The organism is Sphingopyxis sp. MG, assembly GCF_002953155.1.
Lineage (GTDB): Bacteria > Pseudomonadota > Alphaproteobacteria > Sphingomonadales > Sphingomonadaceae > Sphingopyxis > Sphingopyxis granuli.
The window spans coordinates 3,366,041-3,384,885 of record NZ_CP026381.1; the positions used below are offsets into that span (position 1 = coordinate 3,366,041).

Below are 18,845 nucleotides of genomic sequence, written 5' to 3' on the forward strand. Positions count from 1 at the left end.
GCTCGGCGCGCTCCAGATTTCGGAATTATCGCGCATGTGAGATGCGAGATAATTCCGCGACCATACATCTGGCTGGCAAGGCGATCGATGCCAAGCGCGCGCAAGCCGACGATCTCGTCCAATTCGCGCGAGACCTATATGTCGATGCAGACGCCGTCATAGTCGCCATTCGCTCTGCATCGCCCATTATTTCCAGGCAATGCGCGTGGCGTCGAACATGCTGCTTTTCTTGCATTGGCGTTAGCTCGGCCCCGCACGAAGGCGGGGCCGACGCTGGCGCCTTAGCTCGGCGGGTTCCAGATGATGACCTTCTTCGAAGGGTCATCGCCGGGAGCGTTGGCGATGTTGCCATAGATGGTGCCGAATTCAGGAGCTGAGAGCGAGACCGAGACATATTCGGCGCCGGTGTTCTGCGAGAAGCGCTTCCAGCCTGCGCCCAGCTCGAAGCCGTTCTTGCGGCTGACGATGCGGTAGTCGGGTTCGCTGTCCTTGGTCTTGCGGTTGTTGGGGATGATGGCGATCGGTGCGGAGACGGTCAGCGTTGCGAGGTTGCCTTCGAAGCTGTCGTCGGACTTCACGGTGAGGTTTGCGATGGTAGCCATGTTGTTTCTCCTAAAGGTGGTCGGGGACCATCCCCGATGGCGCCAAAAGAAGGGGCCGGGAGCCGCCGTCACCGCAGCGTCAGCGAAGGGCGAACCCCGCACGGGGTTGACGGTATTAGGCGAGACGAGACCCGCAGGCAGGCGACAAGGAGGGGTGGTTTTCGCTCCGCCCGAGAACGAATGTCAGTGGGCAATCGCCGTTTTCATCGACCAAAAGTCGGAGGCTTCCTCTCCTCCGGATCATTGCATGGAGCGCAGCAGCAATCATCCCTCACACGCAGCCAATGGCTGATCGAGAGGCGTCGTTGCCTTGGGCAGCGGACGAGCAACAGCGGAAAGTTTTCGCTGCAGCACACAGGTTGTAATGTGCAATATCAGCCCTCATATTGACTTTTGTGCAGAATATAAGCATATGGAGCCATGAAAGGACGTGCCGCCATGGGTATCCAAGCTGCAGCCAAACCGCCTGCAAAGGGACTTGCCAAGAGCCTCGACCGCAAGGATCTGACGGGACCAGCCCTGCGGACGTTCTTCCGCATTGCCGATGCCTGGGGCCTGAAAGAGCAAGAGCAAATGCGTTTGCTCGGCCTGGAAAGCCGCTCGACCTTCCAGTCATGGAAACGCGGTGTGGTCGCGGCGCTGCCCAAGGATGCGCTGGAGCGGATTTCTTATGTCATGGGCATCTACAAAGGCCTCCAAATCCTGCTGCCCAAGACAGCCGATGAGTGGGTGCGCAAACCCAACAAAGCGCAGGTTTTCGGCGGCGCCTCGGCGCTTGACCGGATGATGTCGGGCAATGTCGCCGACCTCTATGTCGTGCGCCAGTATGTTGACGGGCAGCGCGGCTGACCCGTGGACATTCCCACGTCTGAAGTCCGTTGGACGCCCTGCTACCGCATCATCCCGAGCCGATTTCCGCCGATCTCGCTGTTTGAGGCGGTTGCCGATCCTGCAGATCTTGAAGCGGTCTACGCCATCGAGGCGATGACCAATGACCGCCTGCGCGACGAGGCAGGCGAATTGTCCCTAGTGCCGCCCGAGGACCGCGTCTCAGGCCCCGGCTCCTCGCCGATTATGGCGGCATTCACCCATCTCAATCCAGTCGGCGACCGCTTCACCGACGGTAGCTACGGTGTCTTCTATGCTGGACTGACACTGGCAACCGCAATTGCCGAAACCAGGCATCACCGCACGCAGTTCCTTGAGGCGACCGACGAACCGGCGCAGGAACTGGACATGCGGGTTTATGCCGTCGATCTCGACGCGAGCCTTCATGACATCCGCGGGCAGCGAGAGGCGTTGCCCGCGCTGTACCATCCGAGCAGTTATGCCCTGTCGCAGGAAACCGCGCGGACCTTGCGCGATGCAGGGTCGGACGGGATTGTCTATGAAAGCGTCCGCGATCCCGGCGGCGAATGTGCCGCTGTGTTCGGGCCTCGGTTGTTATCGAACTGCCGCCAGGAACGGCATTTGTGCTATGTGTGGGACGGTAGCGAGATCAGGACGGTCTATGAAAAGCGTTTGCTGGAGAGCTGATGCGTGGACAAGATCGCGCCTAGCGTCGGCCGCTCTTACTCAACTCAAGCCGCCTGACTGGTGCCGGTGCTAGCTGCCCTCTGCCTGATTGTTGAAATGAGAACCACGATAGCGATGATCAAAACTGCCGATGCGCTCACTCGGCTCAGCTCCAAGCCGCCTTTGGCGATCGGCTTGTCGAGAAAATCGCCAACAACTGCACCGAGCGGACGGGTAAGGATGAACGCTGCCCAGAAAAGCGCGACATGGCTGATGCTCGTGCGCCAATAAGCCAAAGCGAGCAACGCGAGCAAAGAACTGAAAATCAAGGCTGATCCGAGATAGCCGAGTGGCCCATCGGCAATCCAATCCCCGAGCGCGGTGCCGAGCGTTTGCGAGAAGGTTATCGTCAGCCAGTAGTAGAGTTCGGCCCTAGGTTCATGCACCGAGCTGACCGAGATCGTGCCGAGCGCACGGTGCCAGACGAACAGGGAAAGCAGTACGAGTGAGAGCAGCAAGATCGAACCGCCGGGATAGCCAATGCCCAGCGATCTGGTGGCGAAGTCGGCCAGAGTCGTCCCGGCTGTTGTCGAAGCTATAATCGTTGCCCAGTAGAGCCAGGGATTGAAGCGGCTTGCGCGGATTTGCAGGATAACCAGCACCGCCAGCACTGACGCGAAAATCGCGGTGCCAATCAGATAGCCACCTTGCCAGAAGGAAGTTGCTGCATTGGCGGTGGTTTCGCCCAGCCACGACATCGAGACGGTATCTCCGGCGGTTTCGCCGAAGGTCGTCGCCAGAATCTTGATAATCCAGAAGCCCAGCGTCAGTGCAGGGACTTTGGTCAATGCAGTTTTCAAATCTTCAGTCATGGTTTCGTACCTGCCTCGAACGATAGTCGCGTTCGCGGCTAGGCCGTCGCGAGGCATCTGCCTATAAGCAGGCGCTTATATCCCCACCATCAACGAATGCCCGATGCCCCAACGCAAAACAACCATACCCGAAAAGGTCCGAAAACTAACAGATCGCCGGGCTTTCCCGGTGGCGATCACTGTTTTGCAAATTGTTGCGGCCGCCTTCTTCGCGGTGGACGCTATCGAGGACTATCTCGTTGAGGCAAAGCATGGTTTCAGTCTCGCGACGGCGATCGAATTTTTCATCGCCGTGGCCTTGCTCGGCGGTATTTTCCTGAGTTCGCGCTACGTCGTTCATTTGACCAGAGAGTTGCGCTGGAACGAGCATTCGCTCGCCCGCGCGAAGGGCGCGCTCATGGACCATATGGCCGTGCGTTTTCAGGAATGGGGATTGACGCCGGGGGAAGGCGATGTTGCCCTTTTTGCCTTGAAAGGGTGCGATGTCGCACAAATTGCAGAGCTGAGAGGAGTCGCTACAGGCACCGTGCGCTCGCAATTAAGTCAGATTTACTCGAAGGCTGGAGTTACCAGCCAGGCGATGCTGGTATCACTCTTCATCGAAGACCTTCTGGACGCTCCAACCAGGCCCTAGAATGTTGAACTGCGAATGGCTTTAGACCGGCGTCCAAGCGGCGCTTATCCTGACCGACGCTCCCGGAAATCCCAGAGCGGAATGCCCATCTTGCGCGCCTTGTCAGCCAGATTGTCCTGGATGCCGGTGCCCGGAAATACGACCAGACCTACTGGCAGAGCTTCAAGAATCCGGTCGTTGCGCTTGAACGGCGCGGCCTTCTTGTGTCGGTTCCAGTCAGGCCGGAAGGCGACCTGCGGCACGCGGCGCGTATCAGCCCAACAAGCGGCGGCGCGTTCGGCACCGGTGGGTGTGGCACCGTGGAGCAAGACCATGTCGGCATGACGCGCATGAACTCGGTCGAGGACATCCCAGATGGCCGAGTGATCGTTGCAATCGGGGCCACCGGTGAAGGCGATACGCGTGCCTTCGGGCAATAGTACACGCGCATTTTCTCTGGCACGCTTGTCGAGAAAGTCGCGGCTGTCGATGATGGCTGAGGTCATGGCCTTCCGGTTGACGCGGGATCCGGTGCGGGGCGTCCAGGCCTTGCGGGCGTGGATGCGGAATTGATCGGCGGCGGCTTCGCGGAAGAATTCCATCGTGTCTCGGCGTTCGATGAGTGAGATGCCTTCGGCGATCTGGCGCTCAAGTTCGACAGAGCGCACTTCGCTGCCATCCTGTTCGCGTTGAAGGCGTTTTTGCGCCTGTTCATTGTCGTCAAGATCGCGTTCGATCCGCTCGCCGGCGCGGTGGAAGATGTTGACGACGTTCCAGAGCAGGTCTTCGAGATCGGGTTCAATGCGGGTGTCGATCAAAGCCGAGACAAGCCCGTCGAACATGTCGGCGACCGCGCCACCTGCAAGGCGGGCATCGGGGAGCGGCCTGCCATCAGGTTCGTCTTCGAAGGGTCGATAGCCGTAGAGTTGCATTTCCTGGAGGAGATAGGCGGTTGAGCCGAGTTCGGGGGTGGTGTCTTCAAGGGGAAGATCTGGGGCGCTTGCCATGATGGTCTCCGTGTCCTGAGCCGCGCCTCTCGCGGCCTTCGTGGCGACGACCAGCGGCGGCGGGCACGGGTCTGCACCGCGCGGAAACGCGCGGCCGGAGCGCCAGCGGAGGATGGCGAAGCAAGGCAATTTTGTTTCGCGATGCAAAGGGGCGCAGCCCCGGCGGAAAATAGCCGCAGCGCAGCCATTGCGGTGCCCGTGTTCGCTGCCGCAGTCGCCCCCTCCCGAAGGCCGAGGGCGTGGCGACCTTCAAGGACCGGGAGAGGTAGCCATGCGCCCCACTGCCCCGGAAAATCCCCCGCTTACCGGCCAGCTTCGCTCACTCTTTGAGAAACCGCACGGCATCGGCGGCGCAGAGCTGCACCCGAATGGCCGCTGCCAACCGCTCGTGGCCGTAGGCGGTAAGGTCGCTGTTGAAATCGTCGAGCCGGGGTTCAAGCGGTATGACCGCAATGCCCAACGGCTCGCATCGCTCGGTCAAGGTCGACAATGCCGTTGCCCCGGCTGGATCATCATCGCGCGCGACATAGAGGCAGCGCAGCGCGGCAGGGAACTGGATGGCAGCGAGGTGGGCGGCCGATAGCCCTGCGATCATCGCCATGGATGGCATCACCTGTCGCAGTGACAGCAGGGTTTCGAGGCCTTCACCGGCAACCATGACACCATCCGCTTTGCCGAACCGGACGCCCGAGCCGAGCAAGTGCCCCATGGCGCGTCGTGGATATGCGACAGCGGCTTTGTCGTGGGATTGTGGATCAAGCCAAGTGCGGTGAACCCCCGTGATAGTGCCCTCATTGTCGGTGACTGCAGCGATCATGGCGGGCCATGCCTCCCGCACACCAGGGACATCATCTTCAGCAGGCCGATAGTAGCAGCGCGGATGGAAACGCAGCTGATCTATGCCGGACAGATTGATCTGCCCCCACCGAGTGGACCGGTTGTTGTGTTAGTGGATTATGTTCACCGCCGCCATATCCGGGTGGAGGTGGAGCGAAGCGGAACCGGAGGCCGGATATGGCGGTGAAGCCGTTTCTGGCGCCGGTGGCCGGTAGCCCAGACTGCTGTGTGGACGGACGGTGTTGTAATGACGCCGCCATGCTTCGATGAGCACTTTTGCCTCGGCAAGGCTGTAAAAGATCTCGCCATTGAGCAGTTCGTCGCGAAGCGACCCGTTGAAGCTTTCATTATAGCCATTCTCCCATGGTGATCCCGGTGCGATGTAGAGCGTCTTCACACCGATCTGGCCGAGCCATTTCTGGACGGCATTGGCGATAAATTCGGCGCCGTTGTCCGAGCGTATGTGCGCGGGCGGGCCACGCATGATGAACAACTCCGCCAAGGCGGCCAGCACATCCTCATGACGCAGCTGACGTGCCACGATGAGCGCCAGGCATTCTCGGCTGGCCTCGTCGATGATTGTCAGGATGCGGAACTTGCGGCCATCATGCGTACGACCCTCGACGAAGTCGTAGGCCCATACATGCCCCGGATACTCCGGGCGCAGGCGGATGCATGATCCGTCATTGAGCCACAGCCTGCCACGCTTTGGTTGGCGCTGCGGGACCTTGAGCCCCTCACGTCGCCAGATCCGCTCGACCCGTTTATGGTTCACCGTCCATCCCGCATGGCACAGCAACGCCGTTACCCGGCGATAGCCGTAGCGACCATATTGCTTCGCCAACGCGATGATGTCCTGGGTCAGCGCCTGTTCGTCATCCGCCCCGCGTGGCACTTTGCGCTGCGTCGATCGATGCTGACCCAGCACCCGGCAGATCCGTCGCTCGGACACCGGAAGCTCTCGTCGCACATGATCGATGCAGCGCCGTCGCCGCGCGGGGCTCAGAAGTTTCCCCGTGCAGCTTCCTGAAGGATCAACTTGTCCAATGTCAGATCGGAGATCGCCCGGCGAAGCCGCTGATTCTCTTTCTCCAAGTCCTTCATACGGCGCGCCTGATCGGTCTTCAGGCCGCCATATTCCTTGCGCCAGCGATAATAGGTCTGCTCGCTGACCGCAATCCGCCGGCAGGCTTCTGCTGTCGATGCACCCTGCGCCAGCACAATCTCAACTTCACGCAGCTTGCCGATAATCTCTTCCGGCTTGTGCTTCTTGCTTGGCATTCATCGTCCCTTTCGTGGTCCTGACTATCATAGTCTCTGGGCCACTCAGCAGGGGGCAGGTCAAACGCTACATCGGCAATCGCCGTTGCGAACACTTCCAACGACAAGGCACCCACCATGATCGTGATACGTCGGTCGTGAAGAAGAGGAAGATACTCGGAAAGTAGGGTTGGTGGGGTAGTAGAAGATTCGGAGGGAGGACTTATACGCCGCGACAGCCCACTGCCCCGGACGACTAGTGCCAGAACAATGAAGCTCGCGGCATCAAGCAGCAACGCGTTTGAGCTTCCTCCCCAAGCCACCAACAGTCCGCCGAGCACAGGGCCTATCAGCATCCCACTGCTCCTCACGATCTCCAGAGCCGCATTTGCTCGGGCAAGAGGCATGCCCAATCTTTGAGCCAGGACAGGGATGAGGGCGAATGTCGCCGTACCGCTGACGGCGAACAACAGGCCAAGGGCGGCCGCCCCGAGAATGGTGGCGACGAGGCCTGGACTGAAAGCAATCCATGCGATCACCACCGACTGCAGAAGCGAGGCAACAATTAGCAGCAGCCCAGCGTCCCGACGATCGGTCAGCCTTCCGATGTAGGGCGCGGCAATGAGCCCCGGAACAAGCTGTGCGATCAGCAATAGCGGCACTGCGAGTGAAGCTTGGTCACCAGCAGTCCGAAACATCAACGTGATCAGCGTGACCTCATCGCCGACCGTTGAAACAGCCAACGCCGCAAGGAGCAGCCATCCCCAACCTCTCCGAATCTCAAATTCCATCACCGCTCCTGACCTCGCGTCCAGCGCGGTATCACCTTAATTATCTGGAGTAGAATCGATGTCTTCATCTCGCAATTCTGCGCCTGCGCGCGAACCGCTCGACATAAATCTCGACTGCAAAGAATATGTGTTATCCGGATCTCCGGATAACATCGTTTCACGCGGCGTGATGTCCACGGAAACGTCGTCCCATTCGTCGGTCGGGATTTCGGCAAGCCGCCGCTCCTGCAGAGCTTCGCCCGTCGAGACGATCTGAACAACGCAGGCATGGCCGGCCTCAAGATCGCGCTGCATCGTCTGAATGGTGCTTGGCGTCTGCATTGCGGTGATCAGGTGATTGAAGAAGCGTTGCTTGGCGCTTTCGAACGCTGATCGCGCTGCCGACCGGGCCTGTGCGTTCAAGGTCCCATGGGATGCACTGGTAACGCCCGATGCTTCGAGCGCCGCATCGAGATGGGTGTGAATGACCTGTTATCGCGAGGAAGCGGTAATGCGGAGGAGCGCGGCGTAACCGGCGAATTCCCATGATAGTGTGCGCAGTTGCTGCGCATTATATTGGTTGCGAACCTCGGCGGTCCCTGGACCAGCTGAGGAGGCAATCATGTTGAAGTTGCATGACGAGTTGATCACCGAACTCTCGAATTCGCTCACCACACAGAATTACAATCCCGTGGTCGTGGCGAACCACCGTCTCTACGCCCGCGCGTTTCTCGATTATCTGGCCGAGTGCGATATACAGGTCGAGACTGTGACGCCGCAGCAGGTCGATCAGTATTTTGGCTATGCGGTTCAGGATTTTGAGATCCAGTACGGTCGGCCTCCCAGTGCGCGTTGGCACATGTTGCCCCGCACCGCGATCGCCAAGCTCCTCCGGCTTGCTCAAGGCAATTGGCCCCCGGACGCAGAAATGATCGGTCCCGATGACGAGCATCGACATGAAATTTGCCGCGAATACGAGGCATGGCTGCGCGAGGAGCGCGGTTTGGCAAGCGCGTCCATTGCGGCGCTGATGTGGGAGGCGCGAAACTTCCTGCGATGGCAGTTCGACCGGGCCGGTGCCGCCAGCCTCGAAACGTTGAGCATCGTGGACATCGATCTCTACATGGACATGCGCGCGCCTGGTTTACGGCGCAAATCATTGGCCGATGTCGCTGAGCGTCTCCGTTCGGTGGTTCGCCATCTGCATCGGACGGGTCGCATCCCGACCGATCTGACGCCACACATCATCGGCCCCATGCTCTATGCCTACGAAGATGTGCCGTCGACGCTGGAAAGGAGCCAAATCGCCGCGGTTCTGGCGACAACGCAGGAGGACAGATCGCCACGCGGACTACGCGATTATGCGATACTTCAGCTGCTTGCCACGTATGGGCTGCGCGAAGGTGAGATATGCCGCCTTCGGCTCGATGACGTGGACTGGCGCGCAGAATCCCTCCGGATCTGCCACACCAAGACCAACGCGTACTCGTACATGCCGCTAATGGTGACTGTTGGTGAAGCGCTGCTGGATTATCTGCGCCTTGGGCGGCCCCAGGTTGAAGTGCGGGAAATCTTCGTCCGATCCTGCGCACCCTATATCGCAATGACGAACCTGTACGGCATGATCCGCGGTCGGTTGGCCGCCGCAGGCGTAGTGCCAGCAGGAAAGCGGGGGCCGCATGTCTTCCGCCACGCACGTGCGGTCGAAATGCTGCGGGCATCGGTCCCGCAAAAGATCATCGGCGACGTGCTCGGGCATCGATCCACCGAATCCACCAATACTTATCTCAAACTGGCAACAGATGATCTCCGAGCCGTGGCACTCGAGGTGCCTGGAATGGAGGTGCTGTCATGAGCGCCTGGCACGATCCCGATCGCACCGTCGTCGACGCCTTCCTGGTAAAATCGCAGTTCCGGCCGGGAAGCGTACCGACATATCGCTGGTTCCTTTGCACCTTCGAAGATGTTGCCCGCCGGCATCCGGCGGTGGACCGGCAGATGCTCGACGCCTGGCTGAAGGAGATGCAAAAACGTTGGCGATTGTCGACGCTGCTCAATCAGGTCTGCATTGTCGACCGCTTCCTCGACCACCTCGTCGAAATCGGGCTGATCGCCGACAACCCTGTTGCTGCACTTCGCCGTCGGTACAACGTCAAGCAAAGCAAGCCGATCTGGCGGGCCTTGGCTTCCCCGAATCCCGACGAATCCTTGGCCGCGTTACGACGGCCTGCGCCCTTCGGCAGCGTGCTGGGTGACTTCATGCAAGACCATGTCATGCTGATGCGCAGCCGGGGATATCAATATGAAGCGCAGGCTCACTGGCTGCTGCGGTTCGATCGGTTCCTTCAGGCCCGTCCCGACCTCGCGGAGCAACCACTTGAGGCAATGATTGCGAGCTGGGCGGCTGCCAAGCCGACCCGCAACCACGCGGCTGAATGCCAGAAGCTGGCGCGCATCCTGACCAAGGCGCGGTTCCGCCTCGATCCGACTATCCCGCCAAAGCGCTTCAATCCCCGGCCAGAGCGGGAAGTAGCGCGGGAGCATCGGCAACCGCATATCTTCAGCCCGGCTGACGTTCGGCGTATGCTCGATACCGCACGGACTTATCCGTCGCCGGACGCTCCGCTGCGGCCGTTGACCCTCTACACCATGATCATGCTGGCCTATTGTGCCGGGCTACGGCGAAGCGAGCTGGCATGGCTCGATCTTGGTGACGTGGACCTGCAATCAAGCACGATCACGATCCGGGAAACGAAGTTCTACAAGACCAGGATCTTGCCTCTATCCGACAGTGTCGCGGTCGAACTGCGCGCGTACATCGATGCGAGGCGGCGCGCTGGCGGCCCACAGAACCCGAAATCAGGGCTGTTCTGGCATGCCCACTTAAATGACCGCTACAGGCCCGAGGCGGTTACGACAATGATTACCAACGTCATGCGCCGTGCTGGGCTCAAGCCCGCTTCGGGCCGGACCGGGCCGCGGGTCCATGACCTTCGTCACTCGATGGTGGTGAACCGCATCCTCCAGTGGTACCGGTCCGGCATTAACCCTCAGGAAAAACTGCACTTCCTCTCGACCTACATGGGGCACCGGGATCTCCACTCCACGCTGGTCTACATCACCGTCACGCAGGATCTGTTGCAGGAAGCCAGTGAACGGTTCCGCGCGCTCGGCGCCCCGTGCCTTGTCACGGAGGCGCGGCCATGAGGAAAGGCAATCCATTGCCCGCGTTGTTGCGGGCGTTCTTCCAGGAGTGGCTGGCCGAGCAGCGCAGCGCGTCAATCCACACGATCCGCTCTTATCGCGACACCTGGCGGCTGCTGCTTCGGTTCGTCGCGGAGCGAAAAGGCTGCGGGGTCGCGCGGCTGACGCTCACCGACGTCTCGGCCGGCGAGGTGCGCGCGTTCCTTCATCATACCGAGCATGGCCGCAAGACCACGATCGGCACGCGGAACTGCCGACTGGCCGCCATCCGCAGCTTCTTCAGCTTCGTGGCGGACAAGAATCCGGAATACATCGCGCAGTGCTCAGAGGTCCTGGCTGTTCCGTTGAAGCGGGAGCCCACCTCCGCGCCGTGCTACCTCGAGCCCGAGGAGGTCGAGGCCATCCTCGCCCAGCCCAACCGATCGACACTCGAAGGGCTGCGCGACCATGTACTGCTCTCGTTCCTCTATAACAGTGGCGCGCGAATCCAAGAGGCGCTTGACCTCTGTCCCGAAGCAATCCGGTTCGATGCACCGAACTTCGTGCGTCTTTACGGCAAGGGGCGCAAGGAACGCATCTGCCCGCTCTGGCCAGAAACCGTGGCATTGCTCAGGAAGCTACTGGAGCGACAGCCGCGTGCGCCCGATGAGCGGATCTTCGTCAATCGATACGGTGAACCGCTAGGGGCGTCAGGGGTGCGGTTCAAGCTCAACGCCTACGTGGAACAAGCCGCGAAATCGACGCTGACCCTCCAGTCAAAACACGTTACGCCTCACAGCTTCCGGCACGCGACCGCCGTCCACCTCGTTGCCGCCGGGGTCGATATCACCGTCATCCGCAGTTGGCTCGGGCACGTCAGTCTCGATACGACCAATCACTATGCTCAGGCCAATCTGGAGACCAAACGAAAGGCGCTGGAACAGGTTGGCGCCCCGGCGGCGAGCAACGTGCCACCTTCGTGGAAGCGAGATGCCAATCTGATGGGATGGCTCGACACCCTATAGAATAATGTGAAGGACGTGGCGAAATGTTCCGCAGCTTTGCAGGACTACGCCGCGTTCCTCCGCATTACCGCTTCCTCGCGATAAGGCATCTTATGGCGAGCTGCGCATAAGACCTGAAATGCCCCGGCATAGGAGTCGTAGATCCGCACCTGCTCAGGGGTCAGTTGGTGCTCGAGCAGGTCATATTCGACGCCGTCGAATGACAAAGAGCGGGCAGCGTAGAGGCCGAGCGCCTTCAGATCGCGGGCCAGCACCTCCATAGCAGCAACGCCGCCATCCTCAATCGCGGCCACGAAGTCGGCGCGTGAGGCGAAAGGGAAGTCTTCGCCGCCCCACAGCCCGAGCCGCTGGGCATAGGCAAGGTTCTGTACCGTCGTGGCACCGGTGGCCGAGACATAGACGATGCGGGCATTGGGCAGGGCATGTTGCAGCCGCAGGCCCGCCCGGCCCTGCTGCGAAGCTGAGACATCGCCGCGCGCGCCCTTGCCGCCTGCGGCATTGGCCATGGCGTGCGCCTCGTCAAAGATGATGACACCGTCAAAGTCACGGCCAAGCCATTCGACAATCTGCTGGACCCGGCTCGCCTTGCCACCCCGCTCCTGCGAACGCAGGGTCGCATAGGTCGTGAACAAGATGCCTTCCGCCAGCTTGATGGGTGAACCCTGCCGGTAGCGTGACAAGGGCGTCACCAGCAGACGTTCCTGCCCCAAAGCCGACCAGTCGCGCTGAGCATCCTCAAGCAGGCGGTCCGATACCGAAACCCAGAGCGAACGGCGGCGGCCTTTGAGCCAGTTGTCGAGAATGATGCCTGCGACCTGACGGCCTTTGCCCGCGCCCGTGCCGTCACCCAGAAACCAGCCCCGGCGAAAGCGGACGGCAGCATCGTTTTCCTCAGCTGCCGCCGAGACCAGATCCCATGTGCCGTCAACGGTCCATGCGCCTGCCAGATGCCCGGTATGGGCCTCGCCAGCGTAGATTACGGATTCCAGCTGCGCGTCGGACAACACGCCGTCACCCAACAGGTGCTCGGGCAGGTGCGGGCGATAGGTTGGTTTTGGCGGGGCCACCGAGGCCATTGACGCGGATTGAACCAGCGGCGTCGGGTGCGGCAATGCGTCGGGAATGACGACCGATTGAAGTCCATATCGTTCGTAGATGCTGTCACCGAGTTGCCCCTCGGGCGGAGCCCAGTCAGCAGTCGAATAAGTGAGTTCGGGCGCATCGGCATCGACCACGGGATTGATCGGGGCAGTTCGAGCAACCGCGGGGCTCGCGGGCGACGGCGAAGAAGCGCAATGCAGTCCTGCACCGGGCAATGGGGCAATCGGTCCGCGCGGTGGCACTTGCGCTTCGACCCATTTGAGCAAGGTCGCGGTATCAGAAGCAGTCCCTGCACTCGGAATGAAAGTCGTGGGATCGGAAGCGGGCAACTTGTCGATCACTGTCAATCTGGTGTCGATCGTTGTGCCGTGCTTGCGATAGACCTTGCCGTCGATGGCGGCGGTGAAGACCACACGTCCGGCCCCTTGCAACCGGATGAAAGCATTGCGCCATGCTGGAGCATCAGGAGAACAGCCAGCGCCGGTAATGACCACCAGACGGCCCCCATGTTCGAGCCGGGCCAGGGCGGAAGCGATGTGGCGAAGCGCAGCGTCCTTCATCGTCCGTTCAACATGCGCGACTGCCGAAAATGGCGGGTTCATGAGGATAACGCTGGGGCGTGCCGAAATGGGCAAACGATCATCAATCGACGCGGCGTCATGTCTGCTGACGGCCACGCCTGAGAACAAGTGCGACAGCAGCGCTGCCCTGCCTTCAGCGAGTTCATTCAGCACGAGCTGTGCACCGGCCAGTTCGGCCTGAATCGCCAACATGCCTGTGCCAGCAGAAGGTTCGAGCACAGTTTCACCTGCGCTAATCGAAGCAGCGACAACGGCCACGAAGGACAGGCCAGCGGGCGTCGAATACTGTTGCAAGGCCTGGCTGGTTTCAGAGCGCCGGGTGTGGGTCGGCATGAGAGCCGATACCCGCTCAATCAGCGCAAGGGAGCGAGATCGGGAGCCATTGCGCGCCAAGATTGCCGGGCCAAAACGGCGCAGGAAAAGGGTTTGTGCAACCTCACAGGCATCGTAGGCGCTCTTCCAATCCCATGCGCCTTCAGCATCGGTGCCGCCAAAGGTTACCGACATCGCATCGCGCAAATGTGCGGATTCAACGGGCCGCCCGATTTCGAGCAGGGGTAGAAGCGAGGTTGCTGCGGTCAGCAGCGCACGCGCACGCTCATCAAATGCGCAATGCGGGGCGAGCGGCGCAGCGCCAAGCGCTGCGTCCGTAAGGATGTGGGCCATTGGTGGGATCTCCGGGAGAGAAGAAAGGGCGGATCACGCCCGGACACTCTCTCTCAAACCCGGGCGGTTCGCCCGCTCCCGGCAAGGCTCTGGCTCTAATTTGACGATCCTACTCCGTCGGGTTGGCGAAAATTGTGTGTGGCCAACAAGAGGGGATTAGCATTTTGCGGAAGGATTCGCTGACAGAGCAGACGTTCGTGGCAGTAGATCATGCCGTCCAAACCGGTCGTTGGTTGAAATGGCCGGTTGGTCGTCATCCAGTTCCAGTCAGATTCTATCTTTGCCGGATTCGTCGCATTCTCACGGGAAGCATTTTAGGAACAGGGTTATCAGGACTGCCTAATCAATCCATCGCATCTTGGTTAAGCCGCAAGAACTTGGTCCATCCCGCACAAGTCCTTCGGGGAATATTGGACGCCGGAACCAAACGAGTAGACTGTGCTAACGCGGCTACCATCCCAAACAAATTTGAAGTGATCGCGCTGAACGGCGCGCTCCAAAACATGCCCCTTAAGCACGCTTACGCATAATCCTGACGGTCGTTCCACAGGTCTGAAGACTACCCCATCAAAGCCTGCGTCGGCAATCAGGCGCCCGCGACGACGGCGTTCGTCAAAGTCAAGTTGGGGATCCCAATCAAGGCCGTTCGCAAACCGTCCCTTCACGCGTCGCGAGAGCTCACGCATTTCCAAGCCTATTGGCGCTTCACCTGTCTTGCTGAGGAATGTCTCGCGCCTTCTTATCGAGATCGCCAAGGCTGTCTGCATGTCTGCAGCTAGCTCAAGTGCGGGACGATCTGCGTCGAAAAAACGCGTCCCGTCCGGGTTAGGATAAGTAAATGGCGCGTGGTTCCAGTTTTGCAGAAGGGAGCCGTTGTCGTCCACCACCTGAGCACCGTTCATTATACGGTCGCGTTCCCGTAGGCGCGGATTGGTGAGCGACTCAATCTCAGCCAGCTCACTGCTGCGATCATTTGCGACGCGCGCGAACACGTCGATCGTCGGAAAGCGCGATGGAATGAGAGTGAAGAAGAGCTTCTCGATATCTTCGGCTACAAATTCATCCGCCACGTTGCGCATCCACATATTGCCTCACGCGATAGATATCTATCACCTGGCCGCCCCGCATGACATCAAGGGCGCTTTGCCCATTGAACTGTGCGTTGGGTCGCCGAATCCAACCATCGGCGGCGCGGGTTTCGGGCAACAAAATCTCGAGCGCCTTATGAATCGCTAGAAGGTGAGAAATCCGTTCAACCGTGTCGCGCGGGAGCGATCCGCCATCCTTCTTCCATTTGAAAAAGGTCGATCGGCCGGGTGATCCAAGCAGTAGCAACTGGTCCTCAGTCGACAGCTGCCACAAATCCGCCAGCCCCTGAAATGCCTCCATTGCCGCCGGAATCACAGATTGCCCCTCGCCCGCTTGGGCGGTGGGTTTGAGCTTAACCACGCATAATTCTCCCTCTCATCCAAATTTGGACTTGAAACCAAAAATAGTCCCGATATAGATAGTCCACATCGGGACTCGAGGACGATCCTGATCTGCCCCCACCGAGTGGACCGGTTGTTGTGTTAGTGGATTATGTTCACCGCCGCCATATCCGGGTGGAGGTGGAGCGAAGCGGAACCGGAGGCCGGATATGGCGGTGAAGCCGTTTCTGGCGCCGGTGGCCGGTAGCCCAGACTGCTGTGTGGACGGACGGTGTTGTAATGACGCCGCCATGCTTCGATGAGCACTTTTGCCTCGGCAAGGCTGTAAAAGATCTCGCCATTGAGCAGTTCGTCGCGAAGCGACCCGTTGAAGCTTTCATTATAGCCATTCTCCCATGGTGATCCCGGTGCGATGTAGAGCGTCTTCACACCGATCTGGCCGAGCCATTTCTGGACGGCATTGGCGATAAATTCGGCGCCGTTGTCCGAGCGTATGTGCGCGGGCGGGCCACGCATGATGAACAACTCCGCCAAGGCGGCCAGCACATCCTCATGACGCAGCTGACGTGCCACGATGAGCGCCAGGCATTCTCGGCTGGCCTCGTCGATGATTGTCAGGATGCGGAACTTGCGGCCATCATGCGTACGACCCTCGACGAAGTCGTAGGCCCATACATGCCCCGGATACTCCGGGCGCAGGCGGATGCATGATCCGTCATTGAGCCACAGCCTGCCACGCTTTGGTTGGCGCTGCGGGACCTTGAGCCCCTCACGTCGCCAGATCCGCTCGACCCGTTTATGGTTCACCGTCCATCCCGCATGGCACAGCAACGCCGTTACCCGGCGATAGCCGTAGCGACCATATTGCTTCGCCAACGCGATGATGTCCTGGGTCAGCGCCTGTTCGTCATCCGCCCCGCGTGGCACTTTGCGCGTAAGCGTGGGCTGGAGGCCGCAGATCAGGCGGCTTCGGCGATCGGTTGCTGATCTGGCTGCCAGTTCCAAGGCATGAGTTCATCCCAGCGCGCGGCAGGCCAGTCGCCAGCGATCTTGGCGATGACATCGGCGATGTAGGCCTGCGGTTCGAGGCCATTGAGCTTGGCAGTCTCGATGATGGAGTAGATGGCAGCGGCCTGATCACCGCCCGCCTTTGATCCTGCAAACAGCCAGTTTTTGCGGCCCAGGGCCACGCAGCGCATGGCGCGCTCCGCAATGTTGTTATCAATCTCCAGTCGGCCATCGTCGAGGAAGCGCGTGAGCGCGACCCAGCGCTTGCGGCCATAAGCGATCGCCTTGGCCATCTCCGACTTGGGCGAAAGACGGCGCAGCGCATCGTCGAGCGCCTCGTGCAGTTCGTCGATCAATGGCTTGGTGCGGTCCTGTCGGCTTCGTCGTCGGATATCAGGCTGATGGCCGCGAACCTCTGCTTCGATCTCATAGAGTTGGCCGATGCGTTCCAGCAGATCAGTGGTGAGCGGTGTCGGCTTGGTCGCGTGGATGTCGAATATCTTGCGGCGGAAATGCGCCCAGCAGGCGACCTCGGTGACGCGGTTGGTGTCGTAGAGCTTGTCGTATCCGGCATAGCCGTCCGCCTGAAGATAGCCGGTGAAACTGGCCAGCTGCCGTTGGGGATGTGCGCCTGTCCGGTCGGTGGTGAACTCATACCAGACCAACGGCGGTGAGGTCGCACCAGAACCGCGATCGTCGACGGCATAGGCCCAGAGCCTGCCGGTTGCCGTCTTGCCACGTCCCGGATCGAGCATAGGGACCGGCGTATCGTCGGTGTGAATCTTTGAAGCCGTCAGTCCGACCTCGCGGATGCGACTGACGATCGGGTCGAGCAGCACGGATGCTTGCCCGACCCACCCTGCCAGCGTCGAGCGGTCGATCTCGATGCCTTGGGCGGCCATTATCTCGGCCTGACGGTAAAGCGGCAGATGATGGTCGAACTTGGAGACGACGACATGGGCCAGCGTGCCGAAGGTCGCCTTGCCCCGCGCTATCGCCTTTACCGGCGCGGGCGCCTGCACGATCTTCTCGCAGGACCGGCAGCTATACTTGGGGCGGATGGTCCGAACGACGCGCCACTGCACCGGCACGGCATCGAGCATCTCGTCGCTATCCTGCCCCAGCGGCCGCAACGCGCCGCCGCAGTCGGGACAGGTGCAGTTACCCTGATCGGGCTCGATCCGCTGCTCCTCGCGCGGCAAATGAGCTGGCAGCGTCCGAACCGGTGATGGCCGATCGACGGCTACCGGATCGCCTCGACGCGCGGCGGCGACGATGGCCTCGCCTTCGAGCTCTTCAAGGGCCAGCTCAAGCTGAGCAATCTGGGTATCGAGCTTCTCAGACGACTTGCCGAACTGCATCCGCTTGAGGCGCGCGATCTGCACGCGCAGCGTGTCGAACAGGATGTCGCGGGCGGAAATATCGGCATGGGCGGCGGCCAATGCGGCTTCAAGCTCGGCGATCCGAGCGTCTTTATCAGGGGTGGAAAGGCCTGGGTCCGACACTGCATTTACATAGCAGATCAGCAGCAAAAATGCTAATAAAAGTGCCAGAAAATGGGCGCTTTACCCCGCCAATGAAGGGGTGAAAGTGCGTTCCGGTCGCCGCCAGTCGATGCCTTCCAATAGCATCGAAAGCTGGGCTGCGGTCATCACCACCGACCCCATCTTCGTCGACGGCCACACAAAGCGCCCTCGGTCCATCCGCTTGGAGAACAGGCACATGCCCTGGCCGTCATACCAGAGCAGCTTCACCAGATCGCCGCGCTTGCCGCGAAAGACGAATAGCGCGCCGGAATGCGGGCTTTGCTCCAGGACCTGCTGCGTCATCACGGCAAGGCCGTCAAAACCCTTGCGCATATCTGTCGCGCCGCAGGCCAGGAATATCCGCGTCGATGGTGGCAGCGGGATCATCGTGTCAGGACACCGATCACCCGCGACAGGGCATCGGCATCGACGGTGGCATCCACGCTCACCCTGATACCTGACGGCAGCTCGATGCCAATCACGCTGCCGCTGCGCGCCGCGAGCGTTGGGGCGGGCAAGGCTGGCTGCTCGCTGATCTGCACCTCCGCAAAAACGGGCTCGATCGGCTTGCGTACCCCGGCCAGTTCACCGGACATCGCCTGTCGCCGCCACGTGTAGATCGATCCGCTGCCGACATCATGGCGTTCACAGGCCGCGCGCACGCAGCCCTCCGGGCCAAATGCATCCCGCAGCACGGCCAGCTTCTGATCCACCGTCCAGCGCCGCCGGCCCGACACCCGGCTAACGACTTCTATCCGACTACTCATACGACCGCTCGTATGAGTAGTCGCTGCACAGCTCGCTGAATCCCCGATCTCGTCCGACACCCGCCACCCCGCTCAAAGAGCG

16 protein-coding genes and 4 pseudogenes are annotated in these 18,845 nt (G+C 60.7%); 6 read left to right on the top strand and 14 right to left on the bottom strand.

Going from position 1 to position 18,845, the window contains the following annotated elements:
- Positions 1–281: 281 nt before the first annotated feature.
- Positions 282–602, bottom strand: coding sequence for a DUF736 domain-containing protein (locus C3E99_RS15455; RefSeq protein ID WP_006966713.1), 321 nt, complete (start codon positions 600–602; stop codon positions 282–284).
- Between the two features lie 438 nt (positions 603–1,040).
- Here C3E99_RS15455 and C3E99_RS15460 point away from each other — a divergent pair, with 438 nt between their 5' ends.
- Entirely contained in the window at positions 1,041–1,451 is a 411-nt protein-coding gene (locus tag C3E99_RS15460) for an antitoxin Xre-like helix-turn-helix domain-containing protein (protein WP_199775022.1), read from the top strand.
- Between the two features lie 3 nt (positions 1,452–1,454).
- Positions 1,455–2,138 carry an RES family NAD+ phosphorylase gene (locus tag C3E99_RS15465; protein ID WP_104960060.1) on the top strand — a complete coding sequence of 228 codons (684 nt, stop codon included), beginning with the start codon at positions 1,455–1,457 and terminating at the stop codon, positions 2,136–2,138.
- A 44-nt stretch (positions 2,139–2,182) separates the two neighbouring features.
- Here the strand turns inward: C3E99_RS15465 and C3E99_RS15470 are convergent, their stop codons facing one another.
- On the bottom strand, positions 2,183–2,989 hold the full coding sequence (locus C3E99_RS15470) for a COG4705 family protein (protein ID WP_104960409.1): 807 nt from the start codon (positions 2,987–2,989) through the stop codon (positions 2,183–2,185).
- A gap of 103 nt (positions 2,990–3,092) precedes the next feature.
- On the opposite strand from C3E99_RS15470, the gene C3E99_RS15475 reads away from it, so the two are divergent.
- A complete protein-coding gene (locus C3E99_RS15475) occupies positions 3,093–3,623 on the top strand; it encodes a helix-turn-helix transcriptional regulator (RefSeq protein ID WP_104960061.1) in 531 nt (176 codons plus the stop codon).
- Positions 3,624–3,667: 44 nt separating this feature from the next.
- Here the strand turns inward: C3E99_RS15475 and C3E99_RS15480 are convergent, their stop codons facing one another.
- The 5 genes and pseudogenes from C3E99_RS15480 to C3E99_RS15500 all read right to left on the bottom strand — a co-directional run.
- Complete coding sequence (locus C3E99_RS15480) at positions 3,668–4,609, bottom strand: DUF2493 domain-containing protein (protein ID WP_104960062.1); 942 nt, start codon at positions 4,607–4,609, stop codon at positions 3,668–3,670.
- Between the two features lie 319 nt (positions 4,610–4,928).
- Positions 4,929–5,525: pseudogene (locus tag C3E99_RS15485) on the bottom strand (DUF7146 domain-containing protein); the annotation flags it as partial.
- A gap of 30 nt (positions 5,526–5,555) precedes the next feature.
- A protein-coding gene (locus C3E99_RS15490; RefSeq protein ID WP_324787723.1) for an IS3 family transposase occupies positions 5,556–6,667 on the bottom strand; the annotation gives its coding sequence in 2 pieces (ribosomal slippage) (positions 5,556–6,463 and positions 6,463–6,667; 1,113 coding nt in all).
- The gene (locus tag C3E99_RS20290; RefSeq protein ID WP_324787682.1) at positions 6,571–7,497 is read right to left on the bottom strand and encodes an MFS transporter; all 927 of its coding nucleotides are present in this window, start codon (positions 7,495–7,497) and stop codon (positions 6,571–6,573) included. Before C3E99_RS20290 ends, C3E99_RS15490 begins: the two co-directional genes overlap by 97 nt.
- 147 nt (positions 7,498–7,644) lie before the next feature.
- A pseudogene (locus C3E99_RS15500) lies at positions 7,645–7,968 on the bottom strand (hypothetical protein); the annotation flags it as partial.
- Between the two features lie 130 nt (positions 7,969–8,098).
- Here C3E99_RS15500 and C3E99_RS15505 point away from each other — a divergent pair.
- Genes C3E99_RS15505 through C3E99_RS15515 form a run of 3 tightly spaced genes read left to right on the top strand, consistent with a single transcriptional unit; the run spans position 8,099 to position 11,684 of the window.
- On the top strand, positions 8,099–9,331 hold the full coding sequence (locus tag C3E99_RS15505) for a site-specific integrase (RefSeq protein ID WP_007015824.1): 1,233 nt from the start codon (positions 8,099–8,101) through the stop codon (positions 9,329–9,331).
- Positions 9,328–10,683, top strand: coding sequence for a tyrosine-type recombinase/integrase (locus tag C3E99_RS15510; RefSeq protein ID WP_009823940.1), 1,356 nt, complete (start codon positions 9,328–9,330; stop codon positions 10,681–10,683). The genes C3E99_RS15505 and C3E99_RS15510 overlap by 4 nt, the downstream gene beginning before the upstream one ends.
- Positions 10,680–11,684 (top strand): site-specific integrase, encoded by a 1,005-nt coding sequence (locus C3E99_RS15515; protein WP_009823939.1) that lies wholly within the window; start codon positions 10,680–10,682, stop codon positions 11,682–11,684. The genes C3E99_RS15510 and C3E99_RS15515 overlap by 4 nt, the downstream gene beginning before the upstream one ends.
- A gap of 107 nt (positions 11,685–11,791) precedes the next feature.
- Here the strand turns inward: C3E99_RS15515 and C3E99_RS15520 are convergent.
- The 7 genes and pseudogenes from C3E99_RS15520 to tnpA all read right to left on the bottom strand — a co-directional run.
- Positions 11,792–14,032, bottom strand: a pseudogene (locus tag C3E99_RS15520) (strawberry notch-like NTP hydrolase domain-containing protein); the annotation flags it as partial.
- A gap of 362 nt (positions 14,033–14,394) precedes the next feature.
- Positions 14,395–15,111, bottom strand: coding sequence for an RES family NAD+ phosphorylase (locus C3E99_RS15525; RefSeq protein ID WP_199775024.1), 717 nt, complete (start codon positions 15,109–15,111; stop codon positions 14,395–14,397).
- Positions 15,092–15,481 (bottom strand): MbcA/ParS/Xre antitoxin family protein, encoded by a 390-nt coding sequence (locus C3E99_RS15530; RefSeq protein WP_104960065.1) that lies wholly within the window; start codon positions 15,479–15,481, stop codon positions 15,092–15,094. The genes C3E99_RS15525 and C3E99_RS15530 overlap by 20 nt, the downstream gene beginning before the upstream one ends.
- 122 nt (positions 15,482–15,603) lie before the next feature.
- A pseudogene (locus tag C3E99_RS15535) lies at positions 15,604–16,398 on the bottom strand (IS3 family transposase); the annotation flags it as partial.
- 23 nt (positions 16,399–16,421) lie between these two features.
- Complete coding sequence (gene tnpC, locus C3E99_RS15540) at positions 16,422–17,933, bottom strand: IS66 family transposase (RefSeq protein WP_104960410.1); 1,512 nt, start codon at positions 17,931–17,933, stop codon at positions 16,422–16,424.
- 102 nt (positions 17,934–18,035) lie between these two features.
- On the bottom strand, positions 18,036–18,383 hold the full coding sequence (gene tnpB / locus C3E99_RS15545) for an IS66 family insertion sequence element accessory protein TnpB (RefSeq protein ID WP_104960066.1): 348 nt from the start codon (positions 18,381–18,383) through the stop codon (positions 18,036–18,038).
- On the bottom strand, positions 18,380–18,763 hold the full coding sequence (gene tnpA, locus C3E99_RS15550) for an IS66-like element accessory protein TnpA (protein ID WP_104960067.1): 384 nt from the start codon (positions 18,761–18,763) through the stop codon (positions 18,380–18,382). The genes tnpB and tnpA overlap by 4 nt, the downstream gene beginning before the upstream one ends.
- Positions 18,764–18,845: the final 82 nt, after the last annotated feature.

Bases quoted from the DNA above. Each gene is read 5' to 3' on its own strand.
- C3E99_RS15455 (WP_006966713.1), bottom strand. From the start codon at position 602: ATGGCTACCATCGCAAACCTCACCGTGAAGTCCGACGACAGCTTCGAA.
- C3E99_RS15460 (WP_199775022.1), top strand. From the start codon at position 1,041: ATGGGTATCCAAGCTGCAGCCAAACCGCCTGCAAAGGGACTTGCCAAG.
- C3E99_RS15470 (WP_104960409.1), bottom strand. From the start codon at position 2,989: ATGACTGAAGATTTGAAAACTGCATTGACCAAAGTCCCTGCACTGACG.
- C3E99_RS15475 (WP_104960061.1), top strand. From the start codon at position 3,093: ATGCCCCAACGCAAAACAACCATACCCGAAAAGGTCCGAAAACTAACA.
- C3E99_RS15480 (WP_104960062.1), bottom strand. From the start codon at position 4,609: ATGGCAAGCGCCCCAGATCTTCCCCTTGAAGACACCACCCCCGAACTC.
- C3E99_RS20290 (WP_324787682.1), bottom strand. From the start codon at position 7,497: ATGGAATTTGAGATTCGGAGAGGTTGGGGATGGCTGCTCCTTGCGGCG.
- C3E99_RS15505 (WP_007015824.1), top strand. From the start codon at position 8,099: ATGTTGAAGTTGCATGACGAGTTGATCACCGAACTCTCGAATTCGCTC.
- C3E99_RS15510 (WP_009823940.1), top strand. From the start codon at position 9,328: ATGAGCGCCTGGCACGATCCCGATCGCACCGTCGTCGACGCCTTCCTG.
- C3E99_RS15515 (WP_009823939.1), top strand. From the start codon at position 10,680: ATGAGGAAAGGCAATCCATTGCCCGCGTTGTTGCGGGCGTTCTTCCAG.
- C3E99_RS15525 (WP_199775024.1), bottom strand. From the start codon at position 15,111: ATGCGCAACGTGGCGGATGAATTTGTAGCCGAAGATATCGAGAAGCTC.
- tnpB (WP_104960066.1), bottom strand. From the start codon at position 18,383: ATGATCCCGCTGCCACCATCGACGCGGATATTCCTGGCCTGCGGCGCG.
- tnpA (WP_104960067.1), bottom strand. From the start codon at position 18,763: ATGAGTAGTCGGATAGAAGTCGTTAGCCGGGTGTCGGGCCGGCGGCGC.